11 protein-coding genes are annotated in these 12,619 nt (G+C 55.8%); 3 read left to right on the top strand and 8 right to left on the bottom strand.

Going from position 1 to position 12,619, the window contains the following annotated elements; all coding sequences use genetic code 11:
• From H7C18_RS28185 to H7C18_RS28175, 3 genes are all read right to left on the bottom strand, one after another.
• Positions 1 to 342, bottom strand: a 342-nt coding sequence (locus H7C18_RS28185) for a DUF1048 domain-containing protein (RefSeq protein WP_185132458.1), incomplete at its 3' end; no start/stop codon positions are given.
• Between the two features lie 26 nt (positions 343 to 368).
• Positions 369 to 716, bottom strand: coding sequence for a DUF1048 domain-containing protein (locus H7C18_RS28180; RefSeq protein WP_185132457.1), 348 nt, complete (start codon positions 714 to 716; stop codon positions 369 to 371).
• Positions 713 to 1,021 (bottom strand): PadR family transcriptional regulator, encoded by a 309-nt coding sequence (locus H7C18_RS28175; protein WP_273388204.1) that lies wholly within the window; start codon positions 1,019 to 1,021, stop codon positions 713 to 715. Before H7C18_RS28175 ends, H7C18_RS28180 begins: the two co-directional genes overlap by 4 nt.
• A 249-nt stretch (positions 1,022 to 1,270) precedes the next feature.
• On the opposite strand from H7C18_RS28175, the gene H7C18_RS28170 reads away from it, so the two are divergent.
• Positions 1,271 to 2,188: a LysR family transcriptional regulator gene (locus H7C18_RS28170; protein ID WP_185132455.1), complete on the top strand. Its 918-nt coding sequence runs from the start codon at positions 1,271 to 1,273 to the stop codon at positions 2,186 to 2,188.
• Between the two features lie 112 nt (positions 2,189 to 2,300).
• On the top strand, positions 2,301 to 2,786 hold the full coding sequence (locus H7C18_RS28165; protein ID WP_185132454.1) for a DUF1572 family protein: 486 nt from the start codon (positions 2,301 to 2,303) through the stop codon (positions 2,784 to 2,786).
• Between the two features lie 86 nt (positions 2,787 to 2,872).
• Here H7C18_RS28165 and H7C18_RS28160 read toward each other — a convergent pair whose 3' ends face one another.
• The 4 genes from H7C18_RS28160 to H7C18_RS28145 form a co-directional block, all read right to left on the bottom strand.
• Positions 2,873 to 3,892, bottom strand: coding sequence for a LacI family DNA-binding transcriptional regulator (locus H7C18_RS28160; RefSeq protein ID WP_185132453.1), 1,020 nt, complete (start codon positions 3,890 to 3,892; stop codon positions 2,873 to 2,875).
• A gap of 63 nt (positions 3,893 to 3,955) precedes the next feature.
• On the bottom strand, positions 3,956 to 4,474 hold the full coding sequence (locus H7C18_RS28155; RefSeq protein WP_185132452.1) for a VanZ family protein: 519 nt from the start codon (positions 4,472 to 4,474) through the stop codon (positions 3,956 to 3,958).
• A gap of 178 nt (positions 4,475 to 4,652) precedes the next feature.
• Positions 4,653 to 7,247, bottom strand: a complete 2,595-nt coding sequence (ppsA, locus tag H7C18_RS28150) for a phosphoenolpyruvate synthase (RefSeq protein ID WP_185132451.1) — start codon at positions 7,245 to 7,247, stop codon at positions 4,653 to 4,655.
• Between the two features lie 308 nt (positions 7,248 to 7,555).
• On the bottom strand, positions 7,556 to 8,749 hold the full coding sequence (locus H7C18_RS28145; protein WP_185132450.1) for an FG-GAP repeat domain-containing protein: 1,194 nt from the start codon (positions 8,747 to 8,749) through the stop codon (positions 7,556 to 7,558).
• Between the two features lie 244 nt (positions 8,750 to 8,993).
• On the opposite strand from H7C18_RS28145, the gene H7C18_RS28140 reads away from it, so the two are divergent.
• On the top strand, positions 8,994 to 11,189 hold the full coding sequence (locus H7C18_RS28140; protein WP_185132449.1) for an alpha-amylase family protein: 2,196 nt from the start codon (positions 8,994 to 8,996) through the stop codon (positions 11,187 to 11,189).
• Positions 11,190 to 11,242: 53 nt separating this feature from the next.
• Here the strand turns inward: H7C18_RS28140 and H7C18_RS28135 are convergent, their stop codons facing one another.
• Positions 11,243 to 12,475 (bottom strand): N-acetylmuramoyl-L-alanine amidase, encoded by a 1,233-nt coding sequence (locus tag H7C18_RS28135; protein ID WP_185132448.1) that lies wholly within the window; start codon positions 12,473 to 12,475, stop codon positions 11,243 to 11,245.
• Positions 12,476 to 12,619: the final 144 nt, after the last annotated feature.

Here is a 12,619-nt window from a genome sequence, read left to right as displayed (position 1 = left end):
TTTGTCCGTAGCTTTTTTCATGGCCTTGTTCATTTCTTGGTTAACAGATTCTTGGTAGATGTCGGCGTACGTTTTGGAATCTTTGATGAGATCGTCGCAAAAAGCCGCTACGTCCCTGCCCGTCACGTCGAGCACGCCTTTGCCCACGGCCGCGCCCTCTTCAAAAAGATCGACAATCCCCGAGAGCAAACCCGTACCTTCGGTCAGTTCAACGGGGCCGACCTTAAAGAGATATTTTTGAATCTCTTTATACACAATCTGATAATCCTGCGGGAGCGCTTTGACGCGCGCCACGTGCGCTCGCCACTCTTTTTTGCCTTGGATGATATCTTGTATGCTCATTTGTTATCCTCCTATTTGCCTTCATTTTATTTGCCTAATTTTTTTGCGATATTACGGTTGAGCTGCTCGCGCCACTTGTCGCGGAATGACTTTGCCCCTTCTTCGCCGGCCAGCGCCGCACAGAAGCCTTTGATATCGTCGCCCAATACCTCTTGGACACGCTGACCGTCCGCCGCCGCTTCTTCGAGCAGGCCCAGCACCCCGTCGAGAATGGGCATGAGGTTGCGACCGGAGAAATTGGTGTACATCCAAATATTTCCGTTCACTTCTTTCCATGCCGCTTGATAACCGGCCGGCAGCTTTTGGGCTCGCGATTCAAAAGCTCTCATTTCTTTCGTCATGTCGTTGCCGGTGATTTTTTCCCAAAAATTCATGGATTTCTCTCCTTTAACTCGTTCATTTTTGACGATACGAACTCCCACTTTTCCCAGAACCTCCTCAGCTCCTCGCGCCCCGCGTCGTTGATCGCGAAAAACTTTCGAGGCGGTCCCATGTCGGAGGGCTTCTTGGTGATCTCCACCAGCTTGTTTTTTTCAAGCCGGATCAGGATGGTGTACACCGTTCCCTCCACAACATCCGTGAAGCCGAGGGCGTTCAGCCGCCGCGTGATTTCGTAGCCGTAGGTTTCGTTGCGGCTTATAATTTCAAGGACGCAGCCCTCCAGCACCCCTTTGAGCATTTCCGTTAGGTTTTCCAGCGCCATCACCTCTCGCTATTCTGTATGACCGGTATGCAGCGTTACTGACTACTGCTATAAAGTAACACGCAGTAGCTGGATTGTCAATAGCTTTTGCTCTGACAATCCTGCACGATACAATAAGAACAATCCATCCATACTCTAAATACAACATTCCGATTCATTGATGAAATGGATGATTTACGCTATGAAACGATTTGAATACAAGCCAACGACAAAGGTGGGAGAAGGATGAATCTGCACGCATTGCGCGTTTTTGCGGAGGTGGCCAGCACAGGAAGCGTGACCCGGGCCGCCGGCAACTTGCTGCTCAGCCAGCCCGCAGCCACCGCCCAACTGCGGAATCTGGAGCAGGAGCTCGGGATGAAGCTGGTTGCCTCCAAGGGGCGCTCCATTCAATTGACGCCAGCCGGCGAGCGGCTGGCCACCCGAGCGCTGCAGCTGTTTTCGCTGGAATATGAAATGGAGCGGGAAATGAACGCGCTCAAAAACGGTCTCGAAGGCAGTCTCCGGATCTGTGCCACGGATCTGCCCGGCCGAACCGTGCTTCCCCCCTGGATTGTCCGTTTCGGGCAGCAGTATCCGAAGGTGAATGTCCAGTTGACCCGAGGCAGCTCCCGTACCGCGATGAAGCGTCTGCTCGACCACTCGGCGGACATTGCGCTCATCTGCGGCGAGGGCCCGAAAGATTCCGGCTTGGAATACGTCACGCTGCTTGAGGATGAGCTGATCTTCATCGTCCATCGGGACCACCCATTGGCCGGTTCCGCCGCTACGCTCCAGGATCTCATGCAAACCGCTTTTATACTCAGGGAAGAAGGCAGCTACACCCGCAAGAAGCTCTTCTCCCTGTGCGACGTCTATGAAGTGCCGAAGCCGCGGACCGGGATCTGCATTGAAGGGATGCATGAAACAATTGAAGCCGTCAAATCGGGATACGGCGTTTCTTTTGTGCCTTCGCTGGCGGTAGCCCGGGAGCTCAAATCCGGCGAGCTTGCGGAGGTGCGCATTCCCGGGATGCGCGTCAAGGACCCGATCCGGCTTTACACCCGGATTGGTGAAGAGCCTCTGGCGCCAGCGGCTAACTTTATGGCCATGATTGCTTCCCCCGCTATCCCAGGTCCGGTCATGAAACATCCATTATATTGATGATACTGCTTGATATATATATTGGATTTATCCTCGAAAGCTCATTATGCTGAAAGCACGGCATGGAAATGAAACCGCTGTTCAAACCGATCTCCCAAAGGAGGCACAACCTATGATCTCAACACTGTTCACTGCATACCAAAGCGCGGTCAAGTCCCGCCTGGAAGAAATGAAACGCACCGCCGAAGCTGCCGTCGGGCAGCTCGAAGATTCCGCCCTTTCTTGGGCGCCGGAGCCCGGCTCCAACAGCATCGCCGTGATCATCAAGCACATGAGCGGGAATATGATTTCCAGATGGACCGATATGTTTACCACCGACGGGGAAAAGCCAGATCGAAACCGCGATGCGGAGTTCATTCCGGAAGAGCTTGACCGAGCAGCCCTGCTGCATCGCTGGGAACATGGCTGGAGCCTGTTCCTGGGACAACTCGCCGCGATCCGGGAGGAGCAACTACTGATGGAAATCACGATCAAGGGCCAGCCCGTAACCGTAATCGACGCCATTGAAAAAAGTCTGTACCATAGCGCATACCACACCGGTCAAATCGTCTATATCGCCAAGCAGTACCGTAAGGAGCAGTGGGTCAGTTTGTCGTGAGCCATACGCTTCTTTCTGACAAAACCTCTGAATAAAAAAAGAAAACCGCTCAATAGCCGGTTTTCTTCTCAGGATATCGACGATGATCATGATCCTTTGACGTGAGCGGAAGCGCAAGACTCACGCTCGATCAGCTCCGTCTTCAAGCTGATGTTGACTTCGGATATCGTCTTGTTCGTGATCAGCTCCGTGAGCATTTTGACGATCAGTCCGCTGATATCGTAGCGGAATCGCCTCACGGTCGTAAGGGGCGGCGTCATATACTCGGACAGCTTCAGGTCGTCGAAGCCGACCAGGGAAATTTCCTTGGGAATCTTCAGCTTCATTTCGGACAGGGCTTTCATTGCGCCGAAGGCCATAATGTCGTTGAAAGCGAACAGGGCGGTAATTCCGCTCCGCTGCCCGATCAGCTGCTTGGCGGCTTGATAGCCGTGCGACGGGTCGAAAGCGCCAGCCAAGACATTGCGATCGTTCCACGCGAGGCCAAGGTCTCGAAATGCGTCCTTGCAGCCGTCCAGCCGGTTCTGGCTGACCAGATGGTCCTCCGGCCCCGCGATCAGGCCGATCGTCCGGTGGCCGAGACGGTGCAAGTATTGAATCACCTCGTAGGCGCCCTTGCGGTTGTCGTAATCGATATAGTTCTGGACGCGGTCGTACCTTCTGCCGTTGGTCACTAAATAGGGAATCCCCTGTTCGATCAGCTCGTCGACGAGCCGGTCGTCGACGAAAGAATCGAAAACGATCGCGGCATCTACCTTGTTGTCGTTCAACAGCCGGTAGGCGGAGCCGGACGCAGGCGCGCCGCGCGAATGGGTCGCCAGCAGGAATTGATGCCCGCACGATTCGAATTCTTCCTTCAAATGGCTTAAATCCGCCGAAGAGGCGGGATCGTTGTCGACGAAATCATGAACCTCCGGCACGAATACGGCAATGGTATACGTCAGTCCGCCGATCTTGGCCGGCGTTACGCCCGGCTTCAAGTATTCCTTGGCGATCTCCATCACTTTGCGCCGCGTTGCCTCGCTGAAATTCCCTTGGTTGTTAATGATGCGGGATACGGTACTGATCGAGACATTCGCCTTGGCCGCGATTTCCTTTAGCTTCAAGAGGGTGGCTCCCTTCCTGCGCAAACCTTTACGCTTTTATTGTAAAATTTGCGCAAAAGGGAGTCAAACGGATTTTTCCGGTCTCTCGCTAGGAACTCCGGATCCCGCAGTCGTCAGCCAAGTTCCCGCCATATAGATCAGGAAACCGAACGCTCCGCCGGCGGAATTGAGAATCAGGTCGTCGACGTCGAACTTGCCGATAGCGAACAACACTTGCGCGCTTTCTAACCCGAGACTCACCGCAAAGGAACGCCAAAAAGCCCTCGCAAGCGCCAGCTTCCCGGCTTTCGCCGCGGTGCCGAGGAGCACGCCGAAGGGGACGAAGACGGCGATATTGCCCGCAAGGTTGAAAAGTCTCTGTCCCGACATCGAATCAAACGTGCCGGCGATTTCCTTTAAGGGGATCAGATTGCCGGCTTTCAGCCTGGCCGCGACTAACGCCGGATGAGCCATACTTAGCTGCAGACGCTCCCAAAGAAATGCAACGTCGATCGGGCCGAACTTAAGTACGATAATTTTGAACAGCACCCCCATATAAAAAAATAACAGAACTCCGGCGGCCCATGATTTCGCTTTGTTCATTCCCGTTTCCTCCTTACCTTTCATTCTCTTCAGGGTAAGGGAAACAGTTTAAAAAGAACCCGGGTTAAAGATAAATATTTTCTTAAACCCGAGCATTTCGCACATATAACGACGCAAGGGTCGGATTTGTAACACACAAAAAGCATCCCCCCTGCTTGGGAGATGCTTTTCTTTGAGACTACAAGATTTCGATATACCCTTCTGTTCCATGTACGCGAATTCGCTGCCCATCCTTGATCCGTTTGGTGGCATTCTCTACTCCCACAACTGCCGGCAAGCCGTATTCGCGCGCGATAACGGCTCCATGGGTCATCAGTCCGCCGACTTCGGTGACCAGGCCTTTTAAGGATACAAATAATGGCGTCCAGCCAGGATCCGTAAAGGAGGTGACCAATATATCTCCATCTTCCAGATCGGCATTTTCCATGTTTAAAATGACACGCGCTCTTCCTTCTATCACTCCGGAAGAAACAGGTAAGCCTACAATCGCGTTTGCCGGCACCTTTTCTCGTTTGTACTCGCCTGCAATGATTTCGCCATCAGACGTGATGACACGCGGGGGAGTTAGTTTTTCGAAAAGTTTGTAATCCTCTTTTCGTTTGTCGATGATCTGATCGTCAAGTTTGTTGGTGCGTACGGCTCCGTGAAGTTCTTCGAAAGCAAGATAAAAAATATCTTCCTTTTCATGGATTACGCCAGCTTGAACGAGTTGTTCGGCTTCTTTCAGTAAAGCCTGCTTATAAACGAAGTAGCGACTTACGATGCCGTATTTTGGATATTCCCGATAGCCGATGAAATTCCGGACGAGGTCGATCCTTCGTTTGGTTTCTTTGGCTTTTTGTTCTCCATCCGGCAATAGCTTCAATCGTTCCATTAACTCTTGTTCTTTGGCCAAAGCTTCCTGACGCCCCTGCTCAAATTTTCGATTGCCGGCATTCGGCTCAAAGTTTTTGATATTAGCCAGAATCATGGGAACGAGCCCAAGTGGTTTTTCGCTCCAACGAGTTCTCGTGATATCGATTTCTCCGGCACACCGCATTCCATATTTATGGAGATAAGCACAGATAGCGTCCCGGGCTTCCTGCCCGCCATCGAGCTTAACCAGTTCATCCAAAAAGTTATCCTCTTTGACTTGTTGCAAATAATCCACGACTTCCGGATAAGGGCGAATCGCATCTGCGACATCCAAAAGCGCCAGCCCCATCTCCGAAGTAATATTGTGGGGTACGGATTGGGAAAGCGTGTCGGCTGCGTTCTTCTCGCCTAACCACTCGTTCATTTTCTCGTTGATCCATGCCGAAGCATCCATAGCAGTCATAAACACAGCCGTACTTTGCGGGTCAAATAAGATCTTCTTTAGCTCCTTGATATCTTCCAGAATAAAATCAAACAAATCCGATCCCGATTTCTCTTGGATGTTTTGTTTCAACTCTTCTATCGATGCTTGACTACGATTAATCAAATCCGTAACGATGGCCGGATCGTTCTCGAACGGTGCGGGCCTATCTGTATTCCTTCTGCCCAGAATCGGTGCCGTTGGATCGTTCGGTAACGATTTTATAAAATCCCGCTCTATTATGGTCATGATTGCGCCTTTTAGGAGCGGATCGGATCCCAGCGTATTTAATAAAGCTTCCCGGCCGACAGGCGTAGCCAGCCTTGGCGCAACGTCAACAAACAACCTCCCGCCGGCTTTACGCATAGGTGCAGGAGTAAGCAACAGGTAAAAAGACAATCCCAACGGTTTTATGGGATCTGTCATCATTTGTTGATGACCGACAGATAAATAGACGTGATTTTCTTGATCGTTCGCTTCCGGGATCGGGAATAAAGTCGTGATGGGCCGACTTTGGACAATATAAAATGTATCGTGGTCCAAACACCATTCGATATCCTGGGGGCTGCCAAAATAGGCTTCAATCTGTTTTCCGATGCGTGCCAGCCGCAAGATTTGCCGTTCCGTCAGCGCCTGAGTCATCTGCCGATCGGGTTCGATCTGCCGAGTCTCGGTTCCGCCTTCCTTCCGTCCGTAGATCGCCAATTTTTTGGCTGCGATCCTTTTATCGACGATTTCACCATCCCGGACTTTATAGCAATCGGGAGAGACCAAGCCGGAGACCAGCGCTTCTCCAAGACCAAAACCCGCATCGATGGACAGCAGCTTGCGGCTTCCGGTAAGCGGATCGGCGGTAAATAAAATTCCGGATGCCTGCGGGAAAACCATCCTTTGAACGATCACGGATAAATAAACTTGACGGTGGCCGAAGCCATTTTGCATCCGGTAGATGACCGCGCGATCCGTAAAAAGCGAAGCCCAGCATTTGCTGATATGCTGCAGGATCGCTTCTTTGCCGATGATATTCAAATAGGTGTCTTGTTGACCGGCAAAAGAGGCATGCGGCAAATCTTCGGCGGTCGCGCTGGAACGAACGGCATAAGCATGCTCGTCGCCAAACCGGGAGAGATAACCGGCAACGGCTCTCGTTACATCGGAAGGAATTTCCGCTTCCATGATGACTTGCCGGATCTCCCTGCTGATTTCACCGATTCGAACCCGATCTTCTGCCTTTACCGTTGTCAGTCGATCCAACAAAGCCTGATACTCTTCGTTGGCTTCGATGGCTTTTTGATATCCCTCTGTTGTGACGCAAAATCCTTCCGGCACATGTATTCCTTGAATTTTAGATAGTTCCCCTAAATTCAACCCTTTTCCGCCAACGAGCAAAAGCTGCGATTTGTCCAATTCCTGAAAACCGAGAACCAAAGAACCCATCCGACATCTCTCCTCACCAATCATTTGAGAAAAACATTTGACAAGAGTTCACCGGCATAGTACAATAAAGATGTAAGATAAGATATTTATGACCATTTCACGAAAAACAGTCGTAACCCGATTGTATCATCGTGTCTGTTTATATGCAAGCAAAAAGAACCTGATCCCCTCATCAGGTTCTTTTTTGATTTTCCGAGACGGATTCGGACAGAGGACGACCTCTCCTCTTCGATTCCGATACCTGGCAAGCAGACGCCAAAAAACCGGGCAACCGTCCGCTGACGGTTGGCCCGGCCCGCGACATTTATCTAAGGCTGTGAAAAGCATTCCGGCGTCCGGTCTCCATCCGATTTTCGCAGGGTGTCGTTTCTCCAGAAGTCCACGTGATAAGTGGGTCCGACTGCGTTCCATATTTTGCTGACGATATCGAGACTGCCGTCGCCGTTGACGTCGCCGACGACCGCATCGTGCCAGCCCGGCCGCCCTTCGTGGATGACGACCGGCTCGAATACCGGCGGATTGCCGCCGCGGTTCATCCAGAACACGCCGCGCTCCAGCAAGCCCTCCGGCTTCATCGGCAGCCTTCCGGCGTCCATCATGCCCCGGTCCGGATCCTCCTGCTCTGCCGCGAAGATCTCCAGCCGACCGTCGTGATTGAAGTCGGCAACCGCAAGCGAGTGGAAGGAACCGGTATCCGGGTGTCCCGGCGGATCGGGCAGGCGATGAACGATCCAGTTATCTCCCCGGTCCAGATTCTCGACCCAATAAACGTGGGAATAGCCCGTATCGCAATCGCTGTAGACGATATCGTTACGGCCGTCGCCGTTGATGTCCGCGATCCATACGCGAATGCAGGTCCCGTAGGAAGCGTTCTTGATCGGCGAATGGGGCCACTCGTGCCGCTTCCACTCGCCGGAGCCGTTGCCCGGATTCTCGTACCAGACGCCCGGCAGCACGATGTCGGGCAACCCGTCGCCGTTCAGGTCTCCTACGCCGCAGGGCGCTACGCCGCCGTGATCATCGCGGCCCTCGGCGATAATCGTCCGGGCCAAGCCGTTCGACGTGTCGAACCAAGACAACACGTCGCCGTCGTAGCATACGATATCGAGCTTGCCGTCGCCATTGATGTCGGCGGCGATGATATCATGGCCGCCTCCCTCGAACGGGTGAGCCTCCCATGGCGCGTCGGGGTCGACGTGCAGATTGCCGGGATTTCGAAACCAGACCCGATGCGTGACATAATCGATCAGACCGTCCTGGTCGACATCGACGGCGACGCCTCCGAGAGCCTCCGCCAAATGCGGCGACGTGCCGACCGTGTGCCGAACCCAGACGGCATCGTCTTTCCGTTCGAACCAGTAGGCCGTCTGGGTCTCTCTGCGCGATACGATGACATCCAGGTCTCCGTCTCCGTCAAAATCGGCGAGTCCGATCACTCCCGTCCCCCAGGCGGAGCCCGGCAGGTTGCCGTCGATCGTGAAATGCGTCCATTTCATCTCCATTGCCCGATACCTCCGTAAATCAGACCGTTGCCGTTCGTCCTCATCATAAACATTCTGGGCCGGCAAAAGTATCGGGCATTGATCAGATTTCTACGGCGATCCGACGAAGTTAAGCGTCGGCAACTAGGCCGAAAATTTCGGGAAACGCGATAATGGATACCCAATTCCCCGTTCAGGCTACTTACATTTGCACGCCGCGCTTCTATACTGAGAGCGACAAGACTTACGGGAGGAAGAATCGTTCATGGTCGACGGAGCGGTAGACGCCGTCCTGACGGCAACGGCGGGCGGCATGAGGCTGGAGTGGGACGTATCGCGGGATGAAGCGCGGTTGCTAATAGCGGACTCGGGTGACAGCGGAGCGCCGCAGGGCGACTTCACCGTGTGGACAGGCAGTCTGCTGCCTGCCTTCGAGCTCGATGAGGGCGGGACGGCGCTGTACGTCAAAGCGGCAGCGAAGGCATGCGCCTTAGGGGAGAACGGAGAATGGCGGATCGGGCTTGACTTAGGCGAGCACGGCTCGGGCCTTCTGGTATGCGAACTGCCGGCATGGGGGCTGCGCATCAAGCGGCTGGAAGCGCACTGGTCGCGTCCCTCCCGCATCCTGTCGCTGCAGTTTGGCACCAGACTGCTGACGGCGGCCGAGCGCCGCCGGACGCCGGACGCCGGCACCGTCCATTGGCCGGATTGGTCGGCGGAAGGCTACTGTGTCCCCGCGGCAGGCTCTTCCCCGACCCATTCCTTCTGGCGCTCGTGGGACATGGGCGACGCGCGGCTGCCGCTCGGCAGCTTCGGCGATGCCATGGGGACGCCTTATGCGGCCGCCTTCCCGCGCCCGCTCTACGCCGCGGCGATGGGCGGCCGACGCGGCTGGCTTGCTTTCGGCCCGGGCGAGGTGCCGGACGCGCCGCTGACGCTGCGGCTCCGGTCCGCCACGGCCTGCATTCATTACGCTTACCGCGAGGATCTGTGGGAGCCTGCGGACGACTTGAGGCGCGTCTGGAACGAGCCGCTGCGGCTCGCCCGGGGCGATTCGGGCTACGAGGCGCTCGGCGCGCTGTTCGACAGCTTCGGCCCGTTCGAGCCGAAGTCGTCCCGCCATCTTCGGTCGTTCCTGTGCACGTGGGGCGACTTCAAGGAAAAACGGTTCGACCTGAGGCGATTCGTCGATCGGGTATCCGGCTCCGCGGCCGCGGACATGATCATTCTGGACGAATCGTGGGAGACGTTCGACGGCAGCGCGGAGCCTAATGCCGAGCTGTTCCCGGACTTCGACGCCGATCTGGCGATCATCCGGGAGCATGGATACGAGCTCGCGTTCTGGCAAAGCGTCGGCTGGACGGACGCCCCCGAATTGCAGGGGCTGACCAAGGAAGATTTGCTGTGCGGCCCCGACGGCGAACCGCGCGAATGGCGATGGTCCGGCAGCCCGTTCGGCGCCAAGTTCCATTACCTGCTCGATCCGAGCTCCGAGCGGACAAGACGGCTGATTGTCGAACGGACGATGCGGCTTGTGGCGAGATGGCGGCCGGCCGCGCTGAAGCTCGACTTCGGCTACGGCTACCCGGGGCCGGACGCGGCCGCGCCCCGCGACCCGGCTTACCGCGGCGAGCGGCTGGCTTACTCCCTGCTGAAGCTGATATACGACGCCGCCAAATCCGTCGATCCGGACATCACCATCATCTACTACGGCATTCACCCGCTCATGCGCGACGTCGCCGACCTGATCAGCATCGACGATCTCGGCGACGCCGGAGACAGCGCGGCGCATGAGATCGCCGGCCACAACCAGCGCTGCTTATGGGCCTCGCTGGCGGCCAGACACGGCATGGCCGTCAATACGTCGACCGGCTATTACTACGGCGCGCTCGGCTCGATCCTGCTCGATACGGCCGTCGTGGGCGTCAACGGTCTGACGCTTGGCGAGACCGACAACGACGGCAGTAGGATGGAGCCCGCGGATCTCAACCGTTGGACGGCGCTGCAGACCTGGCGCCGCCGCACCTGCGGCTGGAAGCCGCTGTGGCTCGACGCCGACCTTGGCAGCCTCAAGGGCGAACCGCGGCTCGGCTCGTGGGGACGTCTGGAGGCCGCCCCGGACGGCGCCGGAGCATCCAGGCTGACGGCGTTGACGCTTCGAGGCGACGAATCGGCCGCCTTCTCCTACCCGGTCGCCGGCTCGGTCAGCTTCACCGGACGCTGGGCGCTTATCGCGCAGGACGACCGCGACATCGCCGATGCGGAGCGGGTCGCCTGCATCCCGTTCGCGGCCGGCGAGCTTCGGCTGGACCGCTCTTTCAGCCGGGTTCAAGTCTACGCCTCGGCCGGCGGCAAAGTCACGCCGGCGCGCACGGTTGAAGCCGGCGACCTGCCCGAACGGAAGTTAATGGTGACCGAAGGCGAGCTGGCCTCGATCGCGGGATTCGTCATCGAGGGCTGATGCGCTTAGGACCTGTCGGGCGACCGTTCCATGGCGCTCTCCGCTCTCCGGTTTCATCCGGCCAGATAAGTCCTAATGCCGTCAAAAACGCCGCTCGCCAGCCTCTCCTGATAACCCGTCGTAATGCTGTTTGCGAGCTCCTTCGGATTGGATAGAAAGCAGCCTTCGATCAGAACGGCCGGCTGACGATTATTGCGCAAGACATACAATTGATCCTGCTCGACGTGTTCCTTCTCCTCTCTGCTGCCGAGCGAGGCTAACGCAGCCTCCTCGATCGCCTTCGCCGGCGCTGCCGATTCCGGTCCGCTGTAGAAAGTAATGGTGCCGGATACGCTTGGATCTTGCACGAACATATTTTGATGAATGCTGACAAAGAGGTCGGCGCCGCTCCGGTTCGACAAGTCCACCCGGCTTTGCAAAGTAACCGTTTGATCGTTGGAAGTTCGGGTCATCAGCACTTTCGCGCCGGCGGCTTGCAGCTTATGCTTCAGCGCTCGGGCGACGGACAGATTGACATCCCGCTCATAGACATCTTCAATCTTGCCTCGCGCCCCCGAATCGATGCCGCCGTGACCCGGATCGACGACGATCGTTTTTCCCTCCAGGGGACCTTTCGCCGCTTGGAGATTTCCGTCAACGCCTTCTCCCGATTCGTTAAACGCTGCAATTGAAGCAGGTTCCCCATGGGTCCAGATGGCGTCCGATGCCTTGATCCACGATGCGGTTTCGCCTTCCCCCTGCAATTCGATCCATTGTCCGCTCACTCGATTCGGAACATAGACATGGTTCGGCCGAGCGGTTCGTACCGGGCCGAACGAAACGTCAGGACCCGAAAAAATCGGCGCATCCGCTTGAATCGAAATCACTTGCCTATTTTCGGTCAGCTTTGTCGTTTCAGTCCCTTGCTCCGGAACCCAGCCGGATTGGCTATCGCCTAACCGGACTTCGTACCAATGATCTTCCTCCCTCAGCACGGGAAACCATTCGTCCGGGATTGCTTCCAGCATTTCCGGCGAAGTCGGCTTCGGCTCCTCGCGCAAAGCGGCGGCCGTCGTAATGCGCACCCATTGCGTTGCGGAGACGGAATTTTGCGCGGATTCGGAAGCCGCTCCGCTTGGATCCGGGTGATCTTGCGGACTCCGATTTCCCGTTATGTGCACCGGAGCAACGGTTTCCCCTCCCGGCCGAGCCAGCTTGTCCAATTGCAGCAGTACTTTCCCGTCGGCGTCAGGGGCCATCATCGGGCGAAACGCGATAATGCTGAAGCAGCAAGACGATAGAAACAAATAAAAATAGCCCCATCGCCAAAAAGAGCGCCGGAACGATCCATGAGTCCGATAACCAGTTTTCAATGTCCTCATCTTCTCTCAATCTATTTTTTTAAATGATATGAAGAAAAGGACCAAGATAGAATCATACAAAAAAACCTC

Source organism: Cohnella zeiphila (assembly GCF_014212055.1).
GTDB lineage: Bacteria > Bacillota > Bacilli > Paenibacillales > Paenibacillaceae > Cohnella > Cohnella zeiphila.
This window is presented reverse-complemented; position numbering and strand designations above follow the sequence as displayed.

Excerpts from the sequence above, each read along its gene's own strand:
- H7C18_RS28145 (WP_185132450.1), bottom strand. The coding sequence starts at position 8,749 with ATGGAGATGAAATGGACGCATTTCACGATCGACGGCAACCTGCCGGGC.
- H7C18_RS28155 (WP_185132452.1), bottom strand. The coding sequence starts at position 4,474 with ATGAACAAAGCGAAATCATGGGCCGCCGGAGTTCTGTTATTTTTTTAT.
- H7C18_RS28180 (WP_185132457.1), bottom strand. The coding sequence starts at position 716 with ATGAATTTTTGGGAAAAAATCACCGGCAACGACATGACGAAAGAAATG.
- H7C18_RS28140 (WP_185132449.1), top strand. The coding sequence starts at position 8,994 with ATGGTCGACGGAGCGGTAGACGCCGTCCTGACGGCAACGGCGGGCGGC.
- H7C18_RS28165 (WP_185132454.1), top strand. The coding sequence starts at position 2,301 with ATGATCTCAACACTGTTCACTGCATACCAAAGCGCGGTCAAGTCCCGC.
- H7C18_RS28175 (WP_273388204.1), bottom strand. The coding sequence starts at position 1,021 with ATGCTCAAAGGGGTGCTGGAGGGCTGCGTCCTTGAAATTATAAGCCGC.
- H7C18_RS28170 (WP_185132455.1), top strand. The coding sequence starts at position 1,271 with ATGAATCTGCACGCATTGCGCGTTTTTGCGGAGGTGGCCAGCACAGGA.
- ppsA (WP_185132451.1), bottom strand. The coding sequence starts at position 7,247 with ATGGGTTCTTTGGTTCTCGGTTTTCAGGAATTGGACAAATCGCAGCTT.